General features: G+C 67.8%; 27 protein-coding genes. 16 read left to right on the top strand and 11 right to left on the bottom strand.

Annotation, left to right across the window (positions count from 1 at the left end; translation table 11 throughout):
• The 3 genes from C0481_RS15365 to C0481_RS15355 all read right to left on the bottom strand — a co-directional run.
• A partial coding sequence (locus C0481_RS15365; protein ID WP_293405328.1) for a sigma-70 family RNA polymerase sigma factor occupies positions 1–341 on the bottom strand: 341 nt, incomplete at its 3' end.
• A gap of 217 nt (positions 342–558) precedes the next feature.
• Positions 559–1521 (bottom strand): RluA family pseudouridine synthase, encoded by a 963-nt coding sequence (locus C0481_RS15360; protein ID WP_293405336.1) that lies wholly within the window; start codon positions 1519–1521, stop codon positions 559–561.
• A 56-nt stretch (positions 1522–1577) separates the two neighbouring features.
• Positions 1578–2477 (bottom strand): helix-turn-helix transcriptional regulator, encoded by a 900-nt coding sequence (locus tag C0481_RS15355; protein WP_293405326.1) that lies wholly within the window; start codon positions 2475–2477, stop codon positions 1578–1580.
• 181 nt (positions 2478–2658) lie between these two features.
• Between C0481_RS15355 and C0481_RS15350 the strand changes: the two genes are divergently transcribed.
• Positions 2659–2817 carry a hypothetical protein gene (locus C0481_RS15350; RefSeq protein ID WP_293405324.1) on the top strand — a complete coding sequence of 53 codons (159 nt, stop codon included), beginning with the start codon at positions 2659–2661 and terminating at the stop codon, positions 2815–2817.
• A 260-nt stretch (positions 2818–3077) separates the two neighbouring features.
• Positions 3078–4748, top strand: coding sequence for an alkaline phosphatase D family protein (locus C0481_RS15345; RefSeq protein WP_293405321.1), 1671 nt, complete (start codon positions 3078–3080; stop codon positions 4746–4748).
• On the opposite strand, the gene C0481_RS15340 is transcribed toward C0481_RS15345, so the two are convergent.
• Both C0481_RS15340 and hisI read right to left on the bottom strand, forming a co-directional pair.
• Entirely contained in the window at positions 4745–5374 is a 630-nt protein-coding gene (locus tag C0481_RS15340; protein WP_293405319.1) for a LysE family translocator, read from the bottom strand. The two genes, C0481_RS15345 and C0481_RS15340, sit on opposite strands and share 4 nt — an antisense overlap.
• Positions 5371–5769 carry a phosphoribosyl-AMP cyclohydrolase gene (hisI, locus tag C0481_RS15335; protein ID WP_293405317.1) on the bottom strand — a complete coding sequence of 133 codons (399 nt, stop codon included), beginning with the start codon at positions 5767–5769 and terminating at the stop codon, positions 5371–5373. The genes C0481_RS15340 and hisI overlap by 4 nt, the downstream gene beginning before the upstream one ends.
• 47 nt (positions 5770–5816) lie before the next feature.
• Between hisI and C0481_RS15330 the strand changes: the two genes are divergently transcribed.
• Positions 5817–6734 (top strand): DUF817 domain-containing protein, encoded by a 918-nt coding sequence (locus tag C0481_RS15330; RefSeq protein ID WP_293405314.1) that lies wholly within the window; start codon positions 5817–5819, stop codon positions 6732–6734.
• On the opposite strand, the gene folE is transcribed toward C0481_RS15330, so the two are convergent.
• Entirely contained in the window at positions 6731–7363 is a 633-nt protein-coding gene (gene folE / locus C0481_RS15325; RefSeq protein WP_293405312.1) for a GTP cyclohydrolase I FolE, read from the bottom strand. The genes C0481_RS15330 and folE overlap by 4 nt on opposite strands.
• Before the next feature lie 214 nt (positions 7364–7577).
• Between folE and cysS the strand changes: the two genes are divergently transcribed.
• From cysS to C0481_RS15295, 6 genes are read left to right on the top strand one after another with little or no spacing between them, the layout of a single operon-like run.
• A complete protein-coding gene (gene cysS / locus C0481_RS15320; RefSeq protein WP_293405309.1) occupies positions 7578–8966 on the top strand; it encodes a cysteine--tRNA ligase in 1389 nt (462 codons plus the stop codon).
• A complete protein-coding gene (locus C0481_RS15315; protein WP_293405307.1) occupies positions 8966–9520 on the top strand; it encodes an SRPBCC domain-containing protein in 555 nt (184 codons plus the stop codon). The genes cysS and C0481_RS15315 overlap by 1 nt, the downstream gene beginning before the upstream one ends.
• A complete protein-coding gene (locus C0481_RS15310) occupies positions 9517–9966 on the top strand; it encodes an iron-sulfur cluster assembly scaffold protein (protein WP_293405305.1) in 450 nt (149 codons plus the stop codon). The genes C0481_RS15315 and C0481_RS15310 overlap by 4 nt, the downstream gene beginning before the upstream one ends.
• Before the next feature lie 56 nt (positions 9967–10022).
• Positions 10023–10304 (top strand): membrane protein insertion efficiency factor YidD, encoded by a 282-nt coding sequence (gene yidD, locus C0481_RS15305; RefSeq protein WP_293405303.1) that lies wholly within the window; start codon positions 10023–10025, stop codon positions 10302–10304.
• Complete coding sequence (gene thrS, locus C0481_RS15300) at positions 10301–12286, top strand: threonine--tRNA ligase (protein WP_293405301.1); 1986 nt, start codon at positions 10301–10303, stop codon at positions 12284–12286. Before yidD ends, thrS begins: the two co-directional genes overlap by 4 nt.
• Positions 12283–13221, top strand: a complete 939-nt coding sequence (locus C0481_RS15295; RefSeq protein ID WP_293405298.1) for a glycosyltransferase family 2 protein — start codon at positions 12283–12285, stop codon at positions 13219–13221. Before thrS ends, C0481_RS15295 begins: the two co-directional genes overlap by 4 nt.
• On the opposite strand, the gene C0481_RS15290 is transcribed toward C0481_RS15295, so the two are convergent.
• Entirely contained in the window at positions 13222–14124 is a 903-nt protein-coding gene (locus tag C0481_RS15290) for a hydroxymethylglutaryl-CoA lyase (RefSeq protein WP_293405296.1), read from the bottom strand.
• Entirely contained in the window at positions 14121–15794 is a 1674-nt protein-coding gene (locus tag C0481_RS15285; protein WP_293405294.1) for a glycosyltransferase family 39 protein, read from the bottom strand. The genes C0481_RS15290 and C0481_RS15285 overlap by 4 nt, the downstream gene beginning before the upstream one ends.
• Before the next feature lie 48 nt (positions 15795–15842).
• Between C0481_RS15285 and C0481_RS15280 the strand changes: the two genes are divergently transcribed.
• The 3 genes from C0481_RS15280 to C0481_RS15270 all read left to right on the top strand — a co-directional run bounded on the left by C0481_RS15280 (position 15843) and on the right by C0481_RS15270 (position 17524).
• The gene (locus C0481_RS15280) at positions 15843–16571 is read left to right on the top strand and encodes a glycosyltransferase family 2 protein (RefSeq protein ID WP_293405292.1); all 729 of its coding nucleotides are present in this window, start codon (positions 15843–15845) and stop codon (positions 16569–16571) included.
• A gap of 71 nt (positions 16572–16642) precedes the next feature.
• Positions 16643–17071 (top strand): hypothetical protein, encoded by a 429-nt coding sequence (locus tag C0481_RS15275; protein WP_293405290.1) that lies wholly within the window; start codon positions 16643–16645, stop codon positions 17069–17071.
• A 138-nt stretch (positions 17072–17209) separates the two neighbouring features.
• On the top strand, positions 17210–17524 hold the full coding sequence (locus tag C0481_RS15270; RefSeq protein ID WP_293405288.1) for a DNA-binding protein: 315 nt from the start codon (positions 17210–17212) through the stop codon (positions 17522–17524).
• Here C0481_RS15270 and C0481_RS15265 read toward each other — a convergent pair.
• Together C0481_RS15265 and phaR are read right to left on the bottom strand one after the other, a co-directional pair.
• On the bottom strand, positions 17521–17844 hold the full coding sequence (locus tag C0481_RS15265) for a hypothetical protein (protein ID WP_293405286.1): 324 nt from the start codon (positions 17842–17844) through the stop codon (positions 17521–17523). The genes C0481_RS15270 and C0481_RS15265 overlap by 4 nt on opposite strands.
• Before the next feature lie 28 nt (positions 17845–17872).
• Entirely contained in the window at positions 17873–18478 is a 606-nt protein-coding gene (gene phaR / locus C0481_RS15260) for a polyhydroxyalkanoate synthesis repressor PhaR (protein WP_293405284.1), read from the bottom strand.
• A gap of 179 nt (positions 18479–18657) precedes the next feature.
• Between phaR and C0481_RS15255 the strand changes: the two genes are divergently transcribed.
• The 3 genes from C0481_RS15255 to C0481_RS15245 all read left to right on the top strand — a co-directional run bounded on the left by C0481_RS15255 (position 18658) and on the right by C0481_RS15245 (position 21441).
• Entirely contained in the window at positions 18658–19833 is a 1176-nt protein-coding gene (locus C0481_RS15255) for an acetyl-CoA C-acetyltransferase (protein WP_293405282.1), read from the top strand.
• A gap of 59 nt (positions 19834–19892) precedes the next feature.
• Complete coding sequence (locus C0481_RS15250) at positions 19893–20618, top strand: beta-ketoacyl-ACP reductase (RefSeq protein ID WP_293405280.1); 726 nt, start codon at positions 19893–19895, stop codon at positions 20616–20618.
• A gap of 97 nt (positions 20619–20715) precedes the next feature.
• The gene (locus C0481_RS15245; RefSeq protein ID WP_293405278.1) at positions 20716–21441 is read left to right on the top strand and encodes a DUF4908 domain-containing protein; all 726 of its coding nucleotides are present in this window, start codon (positions 20716–20718) and stop codon (positions 21439–21441) included.
• Between the two features lie 61 nt (positions 21442–21502).
• Here the strand turns inward: C0481_RS15245 and C0481_RS15240 are convergent, their stop codons facing one another.
• Complete coding sequence (locus tag C0481_RS15240) at positions 21503–21826, bottom strand: UrcA family protein (protein WP_293405276.1); 324 nt, start codon at positions 21824–21826, stop codon at positions 21503–21505.
• 269 nt (positions 21827–22095) lie between these two features.
• Here C0481_RS15240 and C0481_RS15235 point away from each other — a divergent pair, with 269 nt between their 5' ends.
• On the top strand, positions 22096–22563 hold the full coding sequence (locus tag C0481_RS15235; RefSeq protein ID WP_293405274.1) for a (2Fe-2S)-binding protein: 468 nt from the start codon (positions 22096–22098) through the stop codon (positions 22561–22563).
• Position 22564 lies beyond the last annotated feature (1 nt).

Below are 22564 nucleotides of genomic sequence, written 5' to 3'. Positions count from 1 at the left end.
TCCTGGATCGAGGCGCGGATCCACCACATGGCGTAGGTCGCCAGGCGGAAGCCCTTGTCCGGTTCGAACTTCTTCACCGCCTGCATCAGGCCGACATTGCCTTCGGAGATGACTTCCCCGATCGGCAGGCCATAGCCGCGATAGCCCATGGCGATCTTGGCCACGAGACGCAGGTGGCTGGTGACGAGCTGATGAGCGGCCTCGGAGTCTTCGTGCTCACGCCAAGCCTTGGCGAGCATGAACTCCTGGTCTTTGGCCAGCATCGGGAACTTACGAATTTCGGTCAGGTACCGGCTCAGTCCGCCTTCCGGCGACATCACGGCAAGCGCGTTAGCGGCCATGGATATATCCCCTTTCTTACTCGGCGGACCTTCGGGTCGCTGCGCGATACGCGCGCGAAACCGTCCGCCCCCTCCAACCACTCAGATAGGTATTGGTTGCGGTGGGCGTAAGGGCCTGGCTTGGGAGAAACCGGCGGCCCGGAAGTCCGACTGCTCTACTCAGGTATTAGTACAGAGCGATCGGGGCGCCTTCAAGGCGAATGGGGCACAAGCTTTCTTACAAAGCTGTCAGGTTAGCTTGCAGTTGCGCCATATCGGCGGGCAGGGGGCTTTCGAATCTCAGCGCCTGGCCGGTCACGGGATGGACGAACCCCAGAACGGCCGCATGCAGGGCTTGCCGTTTCAAGCCCGCGCCCGCAATCGCCTCGCGCACCGACGCGGCCGGCGGACCCGAGCCGTAGACCGGATCGCCGAGGCAAGGGCTGCCCTTCGACGCCAGGTGCACACGGATCTGATGGGTGCGACCGGTCTCCAGCGTGCAGGCGATACGGGCCGCCAGCGGCTTGCCGCCGTCGCCGCCATAGACGGCTTCGGTGCGATAGTGCGTGATCGCCTCGCGGCCGCCGCTCTTCAGAACCGCGATCTTCTTGCGGTCGTGGGGCGATCGGCCAAGCCGCGTCTCGATGGTCCCGCGCTCGGGATTAGGCGCGCCGCGGACCAGGGCGACGTAGACCCTGTCGATATCGTGCGTCGCGAACAGCTTCGAAAGCCCCTGGTGGGCGGCGTCCGACTTGGCGGCCACCAGCACGCCCGACGTCTCCTTGTCGAGGCGGTGGACGATGCCCGGCCGCGCCACGCCGCCGATGCCCGACAGGCTGCTTCCGCAATGGTGCAGCAGCGCGTTGACCAGGGTTCCTGTCTCGCTGCCGGGCGCCGGATGCACCGCCATGCCGGCGGGCTTTTCGAGGACGATCAGGTGGTCGTCCTCGAACAGGATCGACAGCGGGATGTCTTCGGGCTCCGGCTCGGCCGGAGCCGGCGGCGGGATCAGCAGCTGGTGCTCGCCGGGCTTGGCCTTGGCCGAGGCGTCGGACAGCACCGTCCCCTCGCGGCTGACCAGGCCCTGGGCCATCAGCGCCTGGATGCGGCCGCGCGACAGGTCCGGCAGGTGCTCGGCCAGGGTCTTGTCCAGCCGGCCGCCGGCCGCCTCGGGGCCGATCGTGACGATGCGCGCGGCCATGCCTTCGGTGGAGGGCGCTTCGGCGGCGAGGTCGTCGTCCTCGAAGTCGGTCTGGCTCACCCTTGCAGGCGCCCGTCGACCGACAGGCCCTTCGACAGGCTGCTCGCCCAGGTCGACAGCAGGAACAGCTCGCCCGTGCCGGCGGCGGCGGCGGCCGGGCCGATGTCGCGGATCAGGTGCTTGCGCATGGCTTGCGGCGCGGTGTCCTCGGTGGCGGCGGTGTCGAGCTTCAGGAGCTCGGCGCAGTGTTCGTCGTCGGTTTCCGGGTCGCCGGTCAAGTCCCCGATCCGCTCCAGCACCACCGGATAGGCCGATGGCGTCCTAGCCGCGTTCAGCGCCGCGGCCAGGATCAGTCCGTCGAGTTGCACGGCCTTGTGCAGCGAGACGCCGTTGAACACCAGGAACACCGGCGTTTGGCCTACGGTGTCGAACAGGATCGCGAACACCTGGCCCTCGACCGGCATCAGCCAGCCGTCGAACAGCAGCCCCGAGCCGCCCATCTGGAAGCGCAGCAGGCCGTCGGCGCTGCGTCGGATCATGCCGTAGTCGTGGAAGATCTCCCCCGGCATGGCGATCGACGGCCGGGTGCTGCGCCAGAAGCCCTCATAGGTCGCCCCGCGCCGTTCGGTGACCATCCGCACCATGTCCATGCCCGGCAGCGGCAGGCCTTCGACCACGGCGCCGTTGGTCTGCGGCTCGGCCGGCTTGACGCCGAACACCTGGGCGAGCCCCTCCAGGCTGCGGTCCCAGTCGAGCATCGTGAAGCCCGGGCGCCGCTGCGCGACCAGCCGGGTCAGGTTCTCCAGGTTGTGCGCCGACGGCGTCACCGCCCCGGACGCCCAGCGCCCGACCAGCGACTTGTCCACGCCGAGCTCGGCTGCAAGGCGGCCGCGGCTCATCGAGAGCGCCTTCAGCACCAGGTCCAGCTTCTCAGAGAAAGGCGTGGCGGCGTGCATGGAACCTCAATGATTCCATAGCCATCCGAGAATGCAACCCTGCATGCAACTGTTGCGCCATGGAATGCAACGGTTGCATCGAGCGATGCAGGCCGCTGCAACTGCTCGCGGAACGTCGTTCTTCTAAGCTCTGCGGCGATTGCGAACGCGGCCTTGAGCCCGCCGGCGAAGGAGCAAGGTCATGGCGTATCTGACGCTCGGATTCTCGATCGTTTCCTTCATCGCCGCCGGGGTCATCGCCCTGACGACGCCCGCTACGTCGGGTCTGATGAAGGCGCACGCGGTCCGCACGTCGACCAGTAGCCAGAGCCCGGCCTCCCCGCCGCCGGTTCTGCGGTGATCCCACGGTCCCCACCATAACCGGATCACCATGACCGGAGGCGGCGGCCCCTGCTGCGGGCGCCGCCGCCTCCGCGTCGAACGCTCATCCCGGCGAGGGGCCGGGACCGCACGGAGGGTCTGGGGGCTCTCCCCGCCGCGGCGGCCTGGACCGCACGGCGCTCGCAAGGTCCCGGCCTTCACCCGGATGAGCGGGCTGGACACGCGACCGTCATGCTTCTCCACTACTGGGAGCGCGACGCGCGGTGCGAGGGGGATTTCATGCGGATCGACAGACGCCGGGCGCTGGCCCTGCTGGGTCTTGGCGCGGCTGGTCCGGCGGCGGCGCAGGGCGCGGCGCGCTACGCCGGCGCGGTGAGCTTCAACCACGGCGTCGCGTCGGGCGATCCGCTCGCCGACCGCCTGATCCTCTGGACCCGGATCACCCCGGCCGATCCGGCTGCCGGAGAGATCGCCTACAGCTGGATGCTCAACCCGATCGACCGCCGCGCCGGCGGGGCCAAGTCGGGGCAGGGGCTCACCGGCCCGGGCCGCGACTGGACGGTGAAGGTCGACGTCGGCGGCCTCGACGCCGGCCGCGCCTACACCTTCGAGTTCACCGCCAACGGCGCCGTCTCGCCGAGCGGTCGCACCGCCACCCTGCCCAGCGGCGCGACCAAGGACGTGGTGCTGGCGGTCGCCTCCTGCTCGCTCTTTCCGAACGGCTACTTCAACGCCTACGAGGCGATCGCCAAGCTGCCGCGGGTCGACGCCGTGCTGCACCTGGGCGACTACATCTACGAGTACGGCGGCCCGGATTCCTACGGGATGAGCTCGCCCGTCGCCGGCGAGCGGCCGCACGATCCGAACCACGAGATCCTCTCCCTCGCCGACTATCGCCGCCGCCACGCCCAGTACAAATCCGACCCGCAGCTCCAGGCCGCCCACGCCCGCGCGCCCTGGATTGTGGTCTGGGACGACCACGAGACCGCCAACGATAGCTTCATGTCCGGCGCCCAGAACCACCAGCCCGACAAGGAAGGCGAATGGAACGAGCGCAAGGCCCGCGCGATCAAGGCCTATTACGAGTGGATGCCGATCCGCGAGCCGGAGGGCGGCGGCGCGGCGATCAACCGGGCCTTCCAGTTCGGCGACCTGATGAGCCTGTTCATGCTGGAGACCCGGCTCACCGCCCGCGACCAGCAGCTGAGCTACGAGCGTGACTTGGCCGCGCCCGGCGGCCCGGCCGAAGTCGCCGCCTTCCGCGCCAAGCTCGACGATCCGGCCCGCAAGATGATGGGCCCGGCGCAAGAGGCCTGGCTCGCGGCCGGCCTCAAGGACTCGGTCAAGGCCGGCCGCGTCTGGCAGGTGCTGGGCAACGAGGTGGTCATGGCCCGCCTGCCGATCCCCAGCCTCAGCAAACACCTGGGCGAGGCCAGGCTGGCCGAGGTCCTGGCCGCCGAGGGCGAAGGCTCGCGCAAGCGCCTGACCCGCATGGAGCAGCTGGCCCAGCTCGACCTGCCCTATGGCCTGGACATGTGGGACGGCTATCCGGCCGAGCGCGAGCGGCTCTACGACGCCATCAAGTCCTCAGGCGCGCGGGCCATCGTCCTGGCCGGCGACAGCCACGCTTTCTGGGCCAACGAGCTCTATGACGACGCCGGCAACCGCGTCGCCGCCGAGTTCGGGGCCACGGCGATCACCAGTCCCGGCGCCAACGACACCATCAAGAGCTTCTCGGTCGGCGAGATGTTCGCGGCCGCCAATAAGGAGGTCGTGTTCTCCGAGCAGTCGAAGAAGGGCTTCCTGCTGCTGACCCTGACGCACGAGGACGCCAAGGCCGAGCTGATGACCGTCTCGACCATCGCCTCGAAGACCTTCGAGACCAAGGTGCTGAAGACCTTCCGCGTCACGCCCGAGGCGCATCGCGTCTCAGGCCTGACCGAGATCTAGGTCCGCGACAGCGCCAGACGGGCGGCGAAAGCGACGAACACGCCGCCCGTGACCCGGTCGAGCCAGGCCACCACCGCCGGCCGCTTCAGCGCCCGCGCCAGCGGCCGGGTGGCGGTGATCAGCACCGCGAACCAGGCCAGGCCGATCAGCCCGTGGATCGCCGCCAGCAGCACCAGGAACGGCCCGGCCGGCACGCCCTGGGCCATGAATTGCGGCAGGAACGATACGTAGAACACCCCGATCTTCGGGTTGAGCAGGTTGGTCAGCAGGCCGCGCCGCAGCCAGGTCAGTTCGCCGCCGGCCGGCCCCGCCGCGGCGTCGCCGAGCTCGAAGCTCCGCCGCGGCCGCGCCAGCATGCCGATCCCTAGCCACAGCAGATAGGCCGCTCCGGCCCACTTCAGGATGGTGAAGGCCAGGTGCGAGGCGGCCAGCAGCGCGCCGAGCCCGACCGCGACTGCCATCCCCCAAACCAGGCAGCCGAGCGTGATGCCGAGCCCGGCCAACGCCGCGCGACGTGGTCCCTCGACCGCCGCGGTCCGCAGCACCAGGGCGGTATCCAGCCCCGGCAGGATGGTCAGCAGTCCGGCCGCCACCGCAAAGCCGGCGATGGCCTCGAGCGGGCTCACGGCCGCTCGACCAGCTTGCCGTCCTCGACGGTGCGATAGAAGCACGAGCGGAAGCCGACGTGGCAGGCGCCGCCGTCGCCCTGCGGCAGCACCTTGATCCAGAGGCAGTCCTGGTCGCAGTCGACGCGCATCTCGACGATCTTCTGGATCTGGCCGCTGGTCGCGCCCTTGTGCCAGATCTCGCCGCGCGAGCGGCTGTAATAGACCGCCTCGCCCAACTCCAGCGTCCGCGCCAGGGCCTCGGCGTTCATGTAGCCGACCATCAGCACCTCGCCGGTCTGCGCGTGGGTCGCGACGACGGCCACCAGGCCATTCGCATCGAACCGGGGGCTCAGGACCTCGCCACGCTCGAGCGCGGCCTTGTCGGGGGCGGTGGGAAAGCTCGCTTGGGTCATGGCCCGCATATGGCGCCCGCGCCCACGCTCGCGCTAGCCTGAATCCCATGAGTTTGAAGGACCAGATTAAGGGCCAGGTCGCCCGCTTCGACGCCATGGCCCGGCCCTGGGCGCTGCGCAGCCGCTGGCATGGCTATGCCTATGAGTTTCTGTTGTTCGGCCTCAAGCAGGCTTGGGCCTGCCTGTTCGGCGGCGCGATGTTGGCGCTGCTGATCCTCACCGGCTTCTTCTGGCCCGAGCATGCGCCGGTCGCCCGCTACGACTTCCTGGTCGTCGCCGCCGTACTGATCCAGGGGCTGCTGCTGGCGACCAGGCTGGAGCGGATGGAAGAGGCGCTGGTGATCCTGATCTTCCATGTGGTCGGCACGGCCATGGAGGTGTTCAAGACCGCGCACGGCTCCTGGACCTATCCGGAGGCCAGCTTGCTGCGGATCGGCGGCGTGCCGCTGTTCTCGGGCTTCATGTACGCCTGCGTCGGCTCCTACATGGCTCGCGCCCTCCGCCTGTTTGAGATCCGCTATGAGGGCTATCCGCCGCTTTGGGGGCCGTGGATTCTGGCTGTGCTCGCCTACGCGAATTTCTTCACGCACCACTACCTGCCCGACATCCGCTGGGGGCTCTACGCGCTGTCGGTGGTGTTGTTCGGCCGCGCCTGGTTCCAGTTCACGCCCGACCGCCAGGTTCGCCGGATGCCGATGCTGCTGGGCTTCCTGCTGATCGCCCTGTTCATCTGGATCGCCGAGAACGTCGGGACCTTCACCTCGGCCTGGATCTATCCGAGCCAGAAGCACGGCTGGAGCATGGTGCCGCTCGACAAGATGGGCGCGTGGTATCTGCTGATGATGCTCAGCTTCGTACTGGTGACCTTGGTGCACCGGCCCGAGCGCGCGGCCGCCGCGGCGCCGCGAAGGGCGGCCGCCTCCGCCGCTGTGGGCGAAGGGGCCGCCGCCGACAAGTCGGCTTAGCGCTTGTTGACGAAGTCGAGGAAGCGCTGACGCAGGGTCGCGTCGGTCTTGAACACGCCCGTGAACTGGGTGGTGATCGTCGAGACGTGGCGGTGGTGCACGCCGCGGGTGGTCATGCACTGGTGGGCCGCGTCGATCAGGATCGCGACGCCGGCCGGACGCAGGCTGTCGGTGATCGCATCGGCGATCTGCTGGGTCATCGTTTCCTGGGTCTGCAGGCGGCGGGCGTAGATTTCCACGACCTTGGCCAGCTTGGAGATGCCGACGACCCGGTTGGTCGGCATGTAGGCGACGTAGGCCTTGCCGAGGAACGGAGCCATGTGGTGCTCGCAGTGGCTCTCCACCTCGATGTCGCGCAGCATGACGATGTCGTCATAGCCCTGCACGTCTTCGAAGGTGCGCGACAGTTCCTTGGCGGGGTCGAGCTGATAGCCCTCGAACCACTCGGAATAGGCGTCGACCACGCGCTTGGGGGTGTCGATCACGCCTTCGCGGCGGGGATCATCGCCCGCCCACGCGATCAGCGTGCGCACGGCTTCCATAGCCTCTTCGCGCGACGGGCGCTTCACGGCTTCAAGATCAAGACCGGGCGTGCCGATCAGGGTTCGGTCGCGACTGGGAGCGTCCATGTGTCTGCGGTTTCTTTCCGGGGCCTGAGTTGCGCCGGGACGAAGGTCCCGGAAATGACGCGTGCCACCCCTGATGCGGCCATCTGCGCGACCACGGACGGAACCGTGGCCTCTCGGCCTGACGGAATGTATATGGGGCCAACCCCTTTGCGGGCAACTGTTACCCAGCGTCAGTTTTTCTCAATTGCTGCCGCTTCTTTTCATGAAGGACCCGATGGCCCTCTCGCTCTACGACACTATGGCCCGCGAAAAGCGGCCCTTCGTCCCCAAGGATCCGAGCCGGGTGACGATGTATGTCTGCGGGCCCACGGTCTACAATTACGCCCATATCGGCAACGCTCGGCCGGTCGTCGTCTTCGACGTGCTGTTCCGCCTGCTGCGCCACGCCTATGGCGAAAGATCCGTGATCTACGCTGCCAACGTCACCGACGTGGACGACAAGATCAACAAGAAGGCCGCCGAGGAAGGCGTGCCGATCGACACGATCACCGACCGTTATCTCGCTATCTACAACGACGACATGGCGACCCTGGGGGCTCTGCGGCCGACGCATCAGCCGCGCGCCACCCAGACCATGGCCGAGATCATCGAGATGATCGGCAAGCTGGTGGGCAACAAGTCGGCGTATGCGGCCGAAGGTCACGTGCTGTTCAACACCCAGGCCTACGCCGAATACGGCAAGCTCTCGCGCCAACCGATGGACGACATGATCGCCGGGGCCCGCGTCGACGTCGCGCCCTACAAGCAGCACCCGGCCGACTTCGTGCTCTGGAAGCCGTCGAAGAAGAACGAGCCGGTCTGGGACAGCCCCTGGGGCCCTGGCCGTCCCGGCTGGCATATCGAATGCTCGGCGATGATCGAGAAGTCGCTCGGTCTGCCGATCGACATCCATGGCGGCGGCATCGACCTGTTGTTCCCGCACCACGAGAACGAGATGGCCCAGGGCGTCTGCGCCGGCCACGATCACGAGGTCGGCTACGCCAACTACTGGATGCACAACGGCTTCCTGAACATGGCGGCCGAGAAGATGTCCAAGAGCCTGGGCAACGTCGCCCTGGTGCACGACCTCATCCAGCAGGCCCCAGGCGAGGCGCTGCGCTGGGCGCTGCTGGTCGGCCACTATCGCGCGCCGCTGGAATGGACCGGCGACCTCATCGAGCAGTCCAAGAAGGCGCTCGATCGGCTCTACGGCGCCCTGCGCCGCGCCAGCGAGGTCGAGGCCGAAGACGTTCCTCCGCCGGCCGCATTCCTCAGCGCCCTTGAGGACGACCTGAACACTCCGGCGGCCTTCGCCGAGCTGTTCGGCATGGCGACCAAGCTGGAGACCGCGACCGGCAAGGGCCGCGCCCAGGCCAAGGGCGAACTGCTCGCCGCCGCCAACGTGATGGGTTTCCTGCTCGGCGATCCGGAGGACTGGTTCCAGGCCGGCGTCACCGACGACCTGCGCGCCCAGGTGGACGACTTGATCGCCCAGCGGCTCGAGGCCCGCGCCGCCAAGGACTGGGCGGCCGCCGACCGCATCCGCGACGAACTCACCGCGTTGAACATCGAGGTGATGGACGGTCCGACCGGCGCGACCTGGCGGATCAAGGAATCCGGCTGATGGCGCTAGGCCCGAAGACGCAGAGCAACATGTTCACCGCCGGTTCCGGCTTCAAATTCAAGGGGCGGGCGCCGGCCGGCCCGAGCGGCGTGCGGGTCGAGCACCGCATCGGCATCCACGCGCCGATCGAGACGATCTGGGACATCCTCTACGACGTCGAGCGCTGGCACGAGTGGAATCCGCTCTACACCCAGGCGCAGGGCGCGGTCCGCACCGGCGGTCAGCTCACCCTGACCCTGGCGCTGGAAGACGAGGCGCCGCGGGTGATCCAGCCGGTGGTGTACGAGTGGGTGCCCAACGACCAGATCCACTGGCGGCTGAAGATGATGGGCGGGCTGGTCTCCAACACCCGCTTCCTGGAGCTTGAGAAGCTCGACGAGGCGAGCACGATCTTCTCCAACGGCGAACTGATCGGCGGCCTGCTGGGCCCGACGGTGGCGCGGCGCATGGGGCGCAAGATCTACCGCGGCTTCCAGGCCATGAGCGAGGCGCTCAAGGCGCGCGCCGAGGCGCAATGGCAGGCGCAGGGCGGCGACCCTACATCAGCGCCATGATCGACGACCTCTACTCGGCCAAACTCCTGAAGCTGGCGGCCAACATGCCCCATCTCGGCCGGCTGCCTGCGCCGGACGCCAGCTCGGAAAAGGTCGCCAAGCTGTGCGGCAGCCGCGTGGTCGTCGACGTCGTGGTCGAAGACGGCCGCGTCGCGCAGTTCGCCCAGGACGTAAAGGCCTGCGCGCTCGGCCAGGCCTCCGCCGCGGTGCTCGGCGCCAGCGTGGTCGGCGCGAGCCTGACGGAGATCGAGATGGCCCGGGACCAGTTCCGTGCTATGCTCAAGCAAGGCGCAGATGCGCCCCAAGGACGTTTTTCGGATCTCTCCATGCTGGCCCCGGTGAAAGACTATCCTGCCCGCCACGCCTCCACGCTCCTGGCGTTCGAGGCCGCGGCCGAGGCTGTCCGCCGCGCCATGGAACGAACTAGCCGCGCCGGCGCGGCTTGATCCTCAAGGTCGCACAGCGTAATCGCTGCGGCTGAATCGCACGTCCGCGAGCCGGCATGAACCTCTACGAGACCTGCGTCCGTGGCGCCTTGCGCGCTTATAAACTGACGCTTTCGCCCCTGATCGGGCGCCAGTGCCGGTTTCTTCCGACCTGTTCGGAGTATGCGGCCCAGGCCCTGATCCTGCACGGCCCCGCTCGCGGCTCCTGGCTTGCGACCCGGCGGTTGTGCCGCTGTCACCCCTGGGGAGCTTCGGGCTACGACCCGGTCCCCCAACCGCGCGACAAGGCTCCGGACGGAAACGGGCCGGCCTCGCGGACATGGACATGTGAGACATGATCGACCTGATTTTCCCCGATGGTTCCAAGCGCCAGTTCGACGATGGCGTGACGGGACGTGACGTCGCCGCCTCCATCGCCAAGTCGCTGGAGAAGAAAGCGGTGCTCGTGAAGCTCGATGGCGAGCTGCGCGACCTCGACCGCCCGCTCGACAAGGGCGGCGCCTTCGAGATCCTGACGCGCGAAAGCCCGGAAGCGTTGGAGACCATCCGCCACGACGCCAGCCACATCATGGCCGAGGCGGTGCAGGAGCTGTTCCCCGGTACGCAGGTCACGATCGGCCCGGCCATCGACGACGGCTTCTATTACGACTTCGCGCGCGAGACGCCGTTCAGCCTCGACGACCTGGCGACGATCGAGCAGCGCATGAAGGAGATTGTCGACCGCGACGAGAAGATCGAGCGCGAGGTCTGGGACCGCAGCGAAGCCATCGAGCACTTCAAGTCGATCGGCGAGGCCTACAAGGCCGAGATCATCTCGGACCTGCCGGAAGGCGAGACGATTACGGTCTATCGCCAGGGCAATTGGAAAGATCTCTGCCTGGGGCCGCACCTGCCCTCGACCAAGTCGGTGGGCAAGGCCTTCAAACTGATGAAGCTGGCCGGCGCCTATTGGCGCGGCGACCATCGCAACGCCCAGCTCCAGCGCATTTACGGCACGGCCTGGGCCAGCGAGGCCGACCTCGAGGCGCACCTGAAGCGGCTTGAAGAAGCCGAGCGCCGCGACCACCGTAAGATCGGCCGCGCCATGGATCTCTTCCATCTGCAGGAAGAGGCCAAGGGCATGATCTTCTGGCACCCGAAGGGCTGGACGCTCTACCGCACGGTCGAGGCCTACATGCGTCGCCGCCTCGACGCCGACGGCTATGTCGAGGTCAAGGCGCCCCAGATCATGGACCGGGCTCTCTGGGAGAAGTCCGGCCACTGGGAGAAGTTTGGCGCGAACATGTTCACGTGCGAAACGACGGAAGGCGAAGAGCTGGCCGTCAAGCCGATGAACTGCCCGGGCCACGTGCAGATCTTCAACTTCGGCCAGAAGTCTTATCGCGACCTGCCGCTGCGGATGGCCGAGTTCGGCGCCTGCCACCGCTTCGAGCCGTCGGGCGCCCTGCACGGCATCATGCGCCTGCGGGCATTCACCCAGGACGACGCCCACATCTTCTGCCGCGAGGACCAGATCGAGGAGGAGACGACGAAGTTCGTGCGCCTGCTCAACTCGGTCTACGCCGACTTCGGCCTGGAATTGCATAGCGTGAAACTGGCCCTGCGCCCGGACCTGCGCGCTGGGACCGACGAGGTCTGGGACGTCGCCGAGGACAAGCTGGACCGCGCCGCCCGCCAGGCGGTGAACATGGAGGTCGAGCGCCTGCCGGGCGAGGGGGCGTTTTACGGACCGAAGCTCGAGTTCCACCTGTCGGACGCCATCGGTCGGACGTGGCAATGCGGCACGCTGCAGCTCGACTTCGTCCTGCCCGAGCGTCTCGACGCCGAATACGTGGTTGAAGACGGCTCCAAGCAGCGCCCCGTCATGCTGCACCGGGCGATCTGCGGCTCGATGGAGCGTTTCATCGGCGTGGTGATCGAAAACTATGCAGGCGCATTCCCGCTGTGGTTGGCGCCGACGCAGGTGGTTGTCGCCACAATTACGTCAGACGCCGATGATTATGCCTTGCGGGTAGCTCAAGAATTGAGCGCCGCCGGTCTCCGGGTTGCAACGGATCTGCGGAACGAAAAAATCAACTACAAGATCCGTGAACACAGTCTCGCTAAGGCCCCGATCATCGCAGTGGTCGGCCGGCGGGAAGCTGAGGAAGGCAAGGTCGCCTTGAGGCGGTTCGGCTCTGAAGGACAATCGGTGCTTTCGCTCGAGGAGGCGGTCAATAAACTTGCCTCAGAGGCGAGTCCGCCGGATGTTATACGTCAGGCTGTTCTTCAGGGTGCTTCGCCTGAGCGCGGCCCGGTCGGGGTCAGGGAGGCTGGATGAACGGCATCGCCGCACCGATCGTTGCTTACGAACCCGCGCCGACTCAGGATTTCCTGAAGCCGCACCGCAAAGTGTCAGTCGTCATGGTCGTCTATATGACCGGCGAGGCGCTGCAGCAGAGCATCGAATGCGTGCTCGCCGACCCGCTGGTCGACGAGCTCGTGATCGTGGACAACGGTTCGACCCGCATGGAAGCGGCGCGCCTGAAGCGCCTCTCCGATAGCGACAAGCGCGTGCGGCTGCTGACCGGCCATGGGAACGTCGGCTTCGCCCGCGGCGCCAACCTCGGCGCCCGCAGCGCGGCCGGCGACACCATCGTCTTCCTCAATCCTGACGCCTTCCTCCAGCTGGGCTGCATTGCCGAGCTGGCCCGCGCCATCGAGGGGCGTCCGGTCCCGACCCTGGTCGGCGGCCGGGTGCTCAACGCCGACCGCACCGAGCAGCGCGGCGCGCGCCGCGGCGACATCACGCCGGTCAGCGCGCTGATGAGCCTCAGCCACCTGTCGCGCAGGATCCCGGCCTGGCGCCGTTACGAAGTGCACTGGGAAGCCGAGGCCCCGCCCGAAGAGGTGATCGCGGTGCCGACCATCTCCGGCGCCTGCTTCTGCATGCGCCGCGAGGACTTCGACCTCGTTCAGGGTTTTGACGAGGGCTACTTCCTGCACGTCGAGGACGTCGACCTCTGTTGGCGCGTGCGTCAGAGCGGCGGCGACGTGCTGTTCCAGCCCAAGGCCGAGGTGATTCATCTTGGCCATACGAGCCACGCCAGCCCGCTGCGGGTCGAGTTCCACAAGGGCGTCGGCCTGGCGCGTTACTTCCGTAAACGTGCCGAAGGCTTCGGCGGGCACGTGCTCGCATTGATCCTGTCCCCGATCATCGTCTGCACCGCCATCGCGCGGCCGGTGATGTGGCGCATCCGCGGCCGCGCCGCCTAGCTAGGCGGCGGGAAACACCCCGGCCCGGCTGACTGAGGCCGCGATCGGCTTGTCCAGCAGCCCTGACATCCACGTCGCCGTCTCGATCAGCGAGCCGATGTCGTAGCCGGTCTCGAACCCGGCCCGCTCCAGCATGTAGACCAGATCCTCGGTGCCGATATTGCCGGTCGCGGCCGGCGCGAACGGGCAGCCGCCCAGGCCGCCGCAGCTGGCGTCCAGGATGTCGATACCCGCTTCGACGCCGGCGAAGGCGTTGGCCAGGCCGGTGTTGCGCGTGTCGTGGAAGTGCAGGCGCAGCGGGATGTCGCCGATCACCTGCTTCACCGCCTCGACCCGCTCACGGACCATCCAGGGATCGGCGACGCCGATGGTGTCGGCCAGGGCGATCTCGTCGACCTTGGCGTTCGCCGCCTCGCGGGCCAGCGACACGACGCGGTCCTGCGGCACCTCGCCGTCAAACGGGCAGCCGAAGGCGGTCGAGAAGGTCACCGAGATTGGCGGACCGCCTTCGGTCTTCTGGCGCGCGGCGATGGCGTGCATCGCCTCGATCTGCTCGGCGACGTTGGCGCCCTGATTGCGGATCCCGAAGCCGTCCGACGAGCAAACCACGACATTGGCCTCGTCGCAGCCGGCGGCGACGGCGCGCTCCCAGCCGCGCATGTTGAGCACCAGGCCGATGCGAGACAGCCCAGACCCGGCGGGCAGGGCGGCCATGATCTCCTCGGCGCCGGCCATTTGCGGCACACGGTTCGGATTGACGAAGGAGACAACTTCCATCCGCTTGGCGCCCGCAGCCTGCAGCCGGCGAATGAAGTCGAGCTTCTGATCGACCGCGAGGATGGACTTCTCGTTCTGCAGTCCGTCGCGCGGACCGACTTCGACGATTTCGATGAACCGGCTCATGGGGACTCAGATGGGGCTGGGGCGTAGATGCGTAAAGTCGTTTCGTCGCCGTTGGAGTAGTCGAGGCCCTCGACCTTGCCGATTTCGCGGACGTTCAGGCCGCGGGCCTTGAGTTCGGCCTCGAAGGCCGCCTGCTCACGGCCCTCGACCACGGCCGGGCGCTGGTCGGCGATGGCCTCGATGGCTTCGGGCACGTCGCCGAGGTCAGTGGGCGTGCCGAGCGCGAACACCAGGCTCGGTTCGGCGTAGCCGGCCACGGCGACCGGGGCGGGCGTGATGCCCTGACGGGGCAGCAGGCGCGCCTCCTCCAGCACCTTTTCGGTGCGTTGCGACAGCCACAGCGGATCGAGCCGCGGCGCAAAGGCGCCGGCGAAGGCACCATGGCCGAGGATGGTCAGAGCGCCGGCCGCGACGATCGCCTTCAGGGCCTCGCCGCGCCAAAGCAGGTAGGCGCCGGTCAGCCCTGCGCTGGCCAGCAGCAGCGCCGTGGCGATCGTCGCCGGCAGGTCGCTTGGATCGCCGTACTCGCCGTAGAGGTAGAAGATCGCCGCGGCGAACACGACGCCGACCAGGGCCGAGAGCACGACGCCGATCCACTTGGCGACCGCGCCGATCGGGGGGCGCATCACCGCCGCGGCCATCAGCCAGGCGAAGGCCCCGTAGGTCGGCAGCGTGTAGTGCACCAGCTTGGTCGGGGTGGCTTCGAAGACGATGAAGGCCGGGATCAGCCAGCACAGCGCGAAACGCACGCCCGGCTCGTTGCGCGCCCGCCAGCCGAGCGCCAAGGCCGCCGGCAGCAACAGTGCGCCCGGGAAAATCAGCAGCGGGGTCAGGATGGTGTGATAGCCAGGCGGGGCGCCGTGGCTTTCCTGGCCGCCGACCAGCTTGGGCGCGAAGTCCGCCCCGAAGGCGGTGGTCCAGAAGCCGCCGTCCGTAGCGACCGTCACCGCTGCGGCCCAGGGGCCGACGATGGCGGCCATCAGGATCAGGCCCCAGGTCCAGCCCAGGCCCTTAAGCCAGGCGCCCTGGCGGTCCCAGGCCCACAGCGAGAGCGCGGTCAGGGTGACGACCATCAGTCCCACCGGGCCCTTGACCAGCATCGACAGCGACAGGCCGAGCCAGAACAGCAGCCGGGTTATCCGGCCCGCCGGAGGGCCGTCGCGCGAGGCGGCGTAGATCCGCGCCAGCGCCGCCAGCGCCAGCGTCGTGGTTCCGGCCAGCACCGCGTCGGTCTTGGCGATGAAGGCCTCAGTCGACAGCAGGAAGGTCGATCCCAGGATCGCTCCGGCCAGCAGCCCGGTCGGCGCGCCGAAAAACACTGAGGCGCCCCAGGCGCAGGCGGCCGCCGCCAGCATCGCGCCGAGCAGCGAGGGCAGCCGGTAGGCCCAGATGTCCCGGTCCTCGACCTGCGACACAAGCGCCACGCTGGCGGCCTGCATCCAGTGGATGCCGACCGGCTTCTTGAACCGTGGCTGGTCCTGGAACTGGATGACGACGAAGTCGCCGGTCTCCAGCATCTGCGCTGTGGCCTGGGCGAATCGGCTTTCATCGCGGTCCAGCGGCGGCATGGCGAAAACGCCGGGCAGGCCGGCAAGCATGGCGATCAGGGCGGCGAAGGCCGGCGCACGCCAGCCCTGGCTGAAACGGTCCAGATAGGCCTGTAGACTCATGGCAGCGTTGATAGCATCCGCGCGGCGATTTTTCCGCTATGAGGGGCCATGGCCAAATCAACGCCCGACATTTCCGTGGTCGTCCCCGTTTTCGACGAGGAAGGCGCGGCGCCGGACCTCGCACGCGAGATCGCCGCCGCCTTCGCTGGCCGCGACTATGAGATGATCTTCGTGGACGACAAGAGCCGCGACGGCACGCGCGGGGCCTTGACGGCGCTAAAGGCCGAAATCCCGCAGTTGCGGGTGCTGAGCCACACCAGCAATTCCGGACAGAGCCGCTCGATCCGCACCGGGATCCTGGCGGCGCGCGGCGACGTGATCGTCACCCTCGACGGCGACGGCCAGAACGATCCGGCCGACGGACCCGGCCTGGTCGATGCGCTCAACGCCGGCCCGGCCGACTTGGTCCTGGTCGGCGGTGAACGGGTCAAGCGCCAGGACAGCGCCGCCAAGAAGTTCGCGTCGCGCTTCGGCAACGGCGTGCGCAAGAAGCTTCTGAAGGACACCGCCAACGACACCGGCTGCGGGCTGAAGGCGTTCAGGCGCGAGGCCTTCCTGCGGCTGCCGTACTTCGACCACATCCATCGCTACCTGCCGGCGCTGATGCTGCGCGAGGGCTATCAGGTCTCGTTCCGCCCGGTGAACCACCGTCACCGCCAGACGGGTCAGTCGAAGTACACCAACCTCGGCCGGCTCTGGGCCTCGCTGTCGGACCTGTTCGGCGTGATGTGGCTGCAGTCGCGCTCGCGGCTGCCCGGCCGCGTGGAAGAGCTCTGAGGGCCGAGCGCTTGTCGCGCCTGGAGAAGCAGCGGAAGCTCCTGCTCGATCCCGAAGGGGGAGGGGTTTCGATGTTCGCCGCCGTGCCGCTGCTGGCCCTGCCCGTGCTCGCCTACAACATCGTCGTGCTGACCCTGGCCGGAGGCTTCGCCTCGCAGGAGGCGACCATCCGCATGACCGAGCCGCTGTTCACGATCGCCATGAACTCGGCGGCCGAGTGGCCGGTGACGCTGGGCGACCTGCTGCTGCTGGCCGGCCTGATCGTGCTGTTCATCGAGCTTTTGAAGTCGACGACCAGTCGCCGGACGGCGATCGTGAATCATGCCCTGTCGATGCTTTTGTTCGTCGGCTGCCTGGTCGAGTTCCTGCTGGCGCCGGCCTTTGCGACCTCGACCTTCTTCCTGCTCACCGTGATGGTGCTGCTGGACGTGCTGGCCGGCTTCATCGTCACCATCGTCTCGGCGCGCCGCGACGTCGACTTCGGCCAGGGCGATTACTAAGCCTCAGGTCAGCGCGGAGAAGATCAGGGTGACGACGGCCAGATCGAAGAAGCGGGTGGCGATGGCGAACATAGGAGTCCCGTCGGCAATGGATTCACTCCTGGTTAAGCAAGACCGGCGCCAAGCCGGACCCGGGTGATGGCGCTGTTCTTCGATCGCCAATGGTTCGAGGAAAAGCTCGCCGAACGTGGGCTGAACCAACGCATTCTCGCGGCCGCTGCCGGCATGAGCGAGGCCGACATCGTCCTGGTGTTCAAGGACCAGCGGGAACTTTCCGCCGAGGAGGTAGGCATTTTCGCCGACCTGCTGGGGGCGCCGGCCGCGGAGATCGCTGACCGCGCCGGGATCTCGACGCCCGTGCCGGGCCAGGGCGACCTGACCGGCCGCCTGCTGGCGCTGGAGAAACGAGTGGCGGTGCTGGAAACCGAAATCACTCGGCTGAAGGGGCGCTAGACCTCGGTCTTGGCCGTGCGGCCCTTGGGCGTGCGCCGGTCGGCGGCGCCGGAGTACTCAATCTTGTTGTAGAGGCTGCGGGCGCTGTCGAGCGTCTCCTTGCCGCCGCGCAGACCGCGCTTCTGACCGTCTTGGCCGAGCACATGCGCGGCGAAGGCCGCTTCGGGACGCGCAGTGACGCGCGATGGCGCGGGCGGCGGCGGGGGTTCGTAGACCGCCGGCACGCCGCGATCCGTCGATTCGCCCCGCGCGGCGTTGTCGGAGCGCTTTACGCGCCGCGCCGCGTTCGGCCTGCGGATAGGATCGATGGGCGAAGTCATGCCGGGAGCCTAGCGGGGCGAGGTTAAGCTAGCGTTTGGCGAGCTTCTCGATCTGCGCCTGCATCTCGGCCATCTGCTTCTTCAGCACGTCGAGCGTCTCATCGGAGGCCGGGGTTGCGGGCGCGGAGGGCTTGGCGGCGGAGGCCGGCTCGCCCGGCGGGCGCGTATAGGCGAACGGCGAGAACATCTTCATCGCCCGATCGAACATCGCCAGGTTCTGGCGGATCTGGTCTTCGTAGGCCCCGCCGAGGCCCGAGCCCTGCCCGATGTTGGCGAACTGGGCGCGCATGCGCTCCTGCTGCTCGGCGAAGGTGGCCAGCGATAGCTCCAGGTAACTCGGCAGGAAGGCCTGCATCGAGTTGCCGTAGAACCCGATCAACTGGCGCAGGAACTGGATGGGCAGGAGGTTTTGCCCCTCGCGGCTCTCTTCCTCGAAGATGATCTGGGTCAGGACGGTGCGGGTGATGTCCTCGTTGGTCTTGGCGTCATAGACAACGAAGTCCACGCCTTGCTTCACCATGTCAGACAGGTGCTCGAGCGTGACGTACGAGGACGAGGCGGTGTTGTAGAGCCGCCGGTTGGCGTACTTCTTGATGACGACGCGGGCGTCGTCGGATCCCTGGGTGTCAGCCATCCCACAGTCCTCTATCAGCCCGCCCCCGATGGCGGATTCTCATTCTTGCACCGCAGTATCGCGGATGCGAGCGCCTTCCGAAAGTGTGCGCTCCGATTAGGCGAGTCAGTTTGCGCCCTTGCCCAAGCTCGGCCCATTATCGATAGATGAAAACCTCAAATGAGCTGAGGAGCCCTCCCATGAGCGACGTCGTCATCGTCTCGGCCGTCCGCACCCCCGTCGGATCGTTCAATGGGGCGCTTTCCAGCCTCCCCGCCCACGAACTCGGCAAGGTGGCGATCACCGCCGCGGTCGAGCGGGCCGGCATCACTTCGGCCGACGTCGGCGAGGTGATCATGGGCCAGGTGCTGCAGGCCGCCGCCGGCCAAGGCCCCGCGCGCCAGGCCGCCGTCAACGCCGGCATCCCGGTGGAAAGCCCGGCCTGGAGTCTCAACCAGCTGTGCGGCTCGGGCCTGCGCGCGGTCGCCCTAGGCGCCCAGCAGATCGCCGACGGCTCGGCCGCCATCGTCATCGCCGGCGGTCAGGAAAGCATGAGCCAGGCCCCGCACGCGCAGCAGCTGCGCTCGGGCCAGAAGATGGGCGACCTGGCTCTGGTCGACACCATGATCAAGGACGGCCTGTGGGACGCCTTCCACGGCTACCATATGGGCCAGACGGCCGAGAACATCGCCGCTCGCTGGCAGATCACCCGCGAGGAGCAGGACAAGTTCGCCGTCGCCAGCCAGAACAAGGCCGAGGCCGCCCAGAAGGCCGGCAAGTTCGCCGACGAGATCGCGCCGGTGACGATCAAGGGCCGCAAGGGCGACACCGTCGTCGATCAGGACGAGTACATCCGTCACGGCGCGACGCTGGAGAGCGTGGCGGGCCTGCGCCCGGCCTTCGCCAAGGACGGCTCGGTCACCGCCGCCAACGCCTCGGGCCTCAATGACGGCGCCGCCGCGCTGGTGCTGATGAGCGCCGAGGAGGCCGCCAAGCGCGGCCTGAAGCCGCTCGCGCGGATCGCCTCCTGGGCCAATGCCGGCGTCGAGCCTGAGATCATGGGCACGGGGCCGATCCCGGCCAGCCGCAAGGCGCTGGAGAAGGCCGGCTGGAGCGTCGCCGACCTGGACCTGGTCGAATCGAACGAAGCGTTCGCGGCGCAGTCGATCTGCGTGGTGCGCGACCTGGGCCTCGATCCGGCCAAGGTGAACGTCAACGGCGGTGCGATCGCCATCGGTCACCCGATCGGCGCTTCGGGCGCCCGCATTCTCACCACCCTTGTGCATGAAATGAAACGTTCGGGCGCCAAGAAGGGACTGGCGACGCTTTGCGTCGGCGGCGGCATGGGCGTTGCCATGTGCGTGGAGTCAGTCTGACGTTCCTGGAGCGTCGGACCAACCGGCGCCCGGTAGTTTAAGCGAGGGAGGCGAGCCCGATGGGCAGAGTTGCGTTCGTGACGGGTGGAACCCGGGGGATCGGCCGGGCGATCGTGGAGCGGCTGAAGAGCGACGGGTTCGAGGTCGCCGCCGGCTATTCCGGCAATGAGGCGGCGGCCCAGGCTTGCGCGTCAGAGCTGGGCGTAATGGTCGTGAAGGGCAATGTCGGCCAGTTCGAGGACTGCGGTCGGGCGGTCGAGGCGGTGACCGCCGAGCTCGGCCCGATCGAGGTGCTGGTCAACAACGCCGGGATCACGCGCGACGGGGTCTTCCACAAGATGGAGCCTGAGCAGTGGTCTGAAGTCATTCGCGTCAACATGGACTCGGTCTTCAACATGACCCGCCATGTGATCGAGGGCATGCGCGACCGCGGCTGGGGCCGGGTCATCAACATCTCTTCGATCAACGGCCAGAAGGGCCAGATGGGCCAGACCAACTATTCGGCGGCCAAGGCTGGAGTGATCGGCTTCACCAAGGCGCTGGCGCTGGAAAACGCGCGCAAGGGCGTCACGGTCAACTGCATCGCGCCGGGCTACATCGACACCGAGATGGTGCAGGCGGTGCCCGAGAACGTACTCGCCTCGATCATCGGCCAAATTCCCGTCGGCCGTCTCGGCAAGGGCGAGGAGATCGCCGATATGGTCGCCTTCCTGGCCGGCGAGCACGCGGGCTATGTCACCGGATCGACACTGTCGCTGAACGGTGGCCAGTACATGGCCGGCTAAGCTTTGCGCGCGTCCAAAAAGCGCCCCAGTCAAAGGGCATCTGCCTAGCTCGATGGTGAGCGAAAGACCGGCGTCAGCGTACCTGGGGCTTTTCGCCGTGGCGTTTGCCGCGGCGATGAGTCTCGGCTGGGCGTCGGTCGCGCAGGCCGGCCCGCAGACCCTGCGAGAGGGTCTGTTCGGCGATCGTCCCGCATCGGGCCGCCAAGCCAGCCCACCGATCGCCCGCTATGTCAGCGAGGACGGCGACGGATTCGTCCTCGATCGCAGTCAGCCGCGCGTCTACATGAAGTTCGACGCCAGCCCCGAGATCTGGGCGCTGCGGCCGCATCCGGCCCCGCGCGGCGACGTGATCTATAAGAACGATCTGGGCGAGCCGATGTTGCGCGCCACGCGGCTGGGCGGGCTGACGCTATTCACCGCCGATCGGCCCGGCGGCTCGCCTGCCGCCCTGGCCGGCGCCGGCGGCGCCCTGCGGCTAGCCCCGCTCAGCCCGCAGGCGCTGCTCGAAAAGCTGGCCCAGGCCAGCGCCCGTGCAACCCGCGCGGCGCGGCGGCTGATTCCGTTCGAGGCTGACGCCTCGCCGGCTTCGTCGGCGGTCGTCGCTGACGCCGCGGCCGTGACGGCCGAGGCCGTGGTGCGCATCTCGCGCCGTTCGGACGGCCGCAGCCTGCTGTCGCGCGTGAAGAAGGTGAAGCTGGTCGAAGGGCGTCGGCCCTCGGCGATCCTGTACGGTGACGAGATGCGGATCACCGTGACGCCGGCCGACGGCCTCTACGGCCGGCCGTCGTCTGACCGGGTCATGCAGGCGGCAGGCGCCCAATAGGGCGGACGTGCAAAGGCCCGCCGCAGGGGCGGGCCTCTCTCGCGCCGCCTTCCGGGCGGAACTAGCGCTGGGCGAGTTTCTGCGGCCTGGCGGCCAGGTCTTGGCGCACGGCCAGCTTGTCCTGGATCTCGGCGCGGGCGCCCTGCAGGCAGGCGTGATGCGCCGCCAGCGTGATCCGACCGACCGAGGCGGAGCCGCAGTAGTCGGCGGCGGCCTTCGCCACCCGGTGCTCCAGAGTGTGGGCGTCGCGCGCCGAACCGACGTCGATGTCCGACACCTTCAGCGCGACTGGGGCCGCTTGCGCGCCGGTGGCCAGGGCCAGGATGGGAACTGCCGCCAGGGCGATGGTCGCGACGCCGGCCAGAGTGGCGCTGAACTTGGTCATCTGAACTCTCCCTATTCATTTGATGTGGCGTCTCTGCGAGCCGCCGATGAATATTGGATATTCCGAGTTGTGCTAATTGGTCTTGTTAAAGTGGAGTAATGACCAATGTTTAAGAATATTACCAAATGTACATTTGGAATAATTACTCGAATTTCATGCGTTGTGCGGGGCGGTCAAGCGCGTCGTCGGGCCTCTGTCAGATTTACTCCGCTTGCGGCGGGGCCATACCAACCCTTAGGATTCCAGCAGAAACAGGGAGGGCGGCTTTCATGGCCTTCAAGCTCAACGTGAACGGCAAGGTCCTGTCCGCGGACGTCGACGGCGATACGCCGCTGCTCTGGGTGCTGCGCGACACCCTCGGCATACTCGGGCCCAAGTACGGCTGCGGCGTCGCGCAATGCGGCGCCTGCACGGTGCATGTTGACGGCGCGCCGATGCGCTCGTGCGCGGTCCCGGTCGAGGGGCTCGGGCAGTCGAAGATCGTCACCATCGAGGGCGTCGGCGCCAGCGCCGTGGGCAAGAAGGTCCAGGCCGCCTGGAGCGAGCTCGACGTGGCCCAATGCGGCTACTGCCAGGCTGGTCAGATCATGTCGGCGACCGCTCTGCTGGCCGAGAAGCCGACCCCCACCGACGCCGATATCGACGAGGCCATGGCGGGGAACATCTGCCGCTGCGCGACCTACACGCGCATCCGTGCGGCCATCAAACTGGCCTCCGGCCAGAAGACGGAGGCCTGAT

It is taken from the genome of Phenylobacterium sp., from assembly GCF_013822795.1.
In the GTDB taxonomy this organism is placed as follows: domain Bacteria; phylum Pseudomonadota; class Alphaproteobacteria; order Caulobacterales; family Caulobacteraceae; genus Phenylobacterium.
Note: the sequence above shows the minus strand (reverse complement) of the source record. Positions and strands in the feature narration are given on the sequence as shown.

Excerpts from the sequence above, each read along its gene's own strand:
- C0481_RS15345 (WP_293405321.1), top strand. The coding sequence starts at position 3,078 with ATGCGGATCGACAGACGCCGGGCGCTGGCCCTGCTGGGTCTTGGCGCG.
- C0481_RS15350 (WP_293405324.1), top strand. The coding sequence starts at position 2,659 with ATGGCGTATCTGACGCTCGGATTCTCGATCGTTTCCTTCATCGCCGCC.
- C0481_RS15235 (WP_293405274.1), top strand. The coding sequence starts at position 22,096 with ATGGCCTTCAAGCTCAACGTGAACGGCAAGGTCCTGTCCGCGGACGTC.
- C0481_RS15310 (WP_293405305.1), top strand. The coding sequence starts at position 9,517 with ATGATCGACGACCTCTACTCGGCCAAACTCCTGAAGCTGGCGGCCAAC.
- C0481_RS15270 (WP_293405288.1), top strand. The coding sequence starts at position 17,210 with ATGGCGCTGTTCTTCGATCGCCAATGGTTCGAGGAAAAGCTCGCCGAA.
- C0481_RS15255 (WP_293405282.1), top strand. The coding sequence starts at position 18,658 with ATGAGCGACGTCGTCATCGTCTCGGCCGTCCGCACCCCCGTCGGATCG.
- C0481_RS15240 (WP_293405276.1), bottom strand. The coding sequence starts at position 21,826 with ATGACCAAGTTCAGCGCCACTCTGGCCGGCGTCGCGACCATCGCCCTG.
- C0481_RS15265 (WP_293405286.1), bottom strand. The coding sequence starts at position 17,844 with ATGACTTCGCCCATCGATCCTATCCGCAGGCCGAACGCGGCGCGGCGC.
- C0481_RS15330 (WP_293405314.1), top strand. The coding sequence starts at position 5,817 with ATGAGTTTGAAGGACCAGATTAAGGGCCAGGTCGCCCGCTTCGACGCC.
- folE (WP_293405312.1), bottom strand. The coding sequence starts at position 7,363 with ATGGACGCTCCCAGTCGCGACCGAACCCTGATCGGCACGCCCGGTCTT.
- hisI (WP_293405317.1), bottom strand. The coding sequence starts at position 5,769 with ATGACCCAAGCGAGCTTTCCCACCGCCCCCGACAAGGCCGCGCTCGAG.
- C0481_RS15295 (WP_293405298.1), top strand. The coding sequence starts at position 12,283 with ATGAACGGCATCGCCGCACCGATCGTTGCTTACGAACCCGCGCCGACT.
- phaR (WP_293405284.1), bottom strand. The coding sequence starts at position 18,478 with ATGGCTGACACCCAGGGATCCGACGACGCCCGCGTCGTCATCAAGAAG.
- C0481_RS15285 (WP_293405294.1), bottom strand. The coding sequence starts at position 15,794 with ATGAGTCTACAGGCCTATCTGGACCGTTTCAGCCAGGGCTGGCGTGCG.
- C0481_RS15355 (WP_293405326.1), bottom strand. The coding sequence starts at position 2,477 with ATGCACGCCGCCACGCCTTTCTCTGAGAAGCTGGACCTGGTGCTGAAG.
- thrS (WP_293405301.1), top strand. The coding sequence starts at position 10,301 with ATGATCGACCTGATTTTCCCCGATGGTTCCAAGCGCCAGTTCGACGAT.
- C0481_RS15315 (WP_293405307.1), top strand. The coding sequence starts at position 8,966 with ATGGCGCTAGGCCCGAAGACGCAGAGCAACATGTTCACCGCCGGTTCC.
- C0481_RS15290 (WP_293405296.1), bottom strand. The coding sequence starts at position 14,124 with ATGAGCCGGTTCATCGAAATCGTCGAAGTCGGTCCGCGCGACGGACTG.
- C0481_RS15250 (WP_293405280.1), top strand. The coding sequence starts at position 19,893 with ATGGGCAGAGTTGCGTTCGTGACGGGTGGAACCCGGGGGATCGGCCGG.
- cysS (WP_293405309.1), top strand. The coding sequence starts at position 7,578 with ATGGCCCTCTCGCTCTACGACACTATGGCCCGCGAAAAGCGGCCCTTC.
- C0481_RS15280 (WP_293405292.1), top strand. The coding sequence starts at position 15,843 with ATGGCCAAATCAACGCCCGACATTTCCGTGGTCGTCCCCGTTTTCGAC.
- C0481_RS15360 (WP_293405336.1), bottom strand. The coding sequence starts at position 1,521 with ATGGCCGCGCGCATCGTCACGATCGGCCCCGAGGCGGCCGGCGGCCGG.
- C0481_RS15275 (WP_293405290.1), top strand. The coding sequence starts at position 16,643 with ATGTTCGCCGCCGTGCCGCTGCTGGCCCTGCCCGTGCTCGCCTACAAC.
- yidD (WP_293405303.1), top strand. The coding sequence starts at position 10,023 with ATGAACCTCTACGAGACCTGCGTCCGTGGCGCCTTGCGCGCTTATAAA.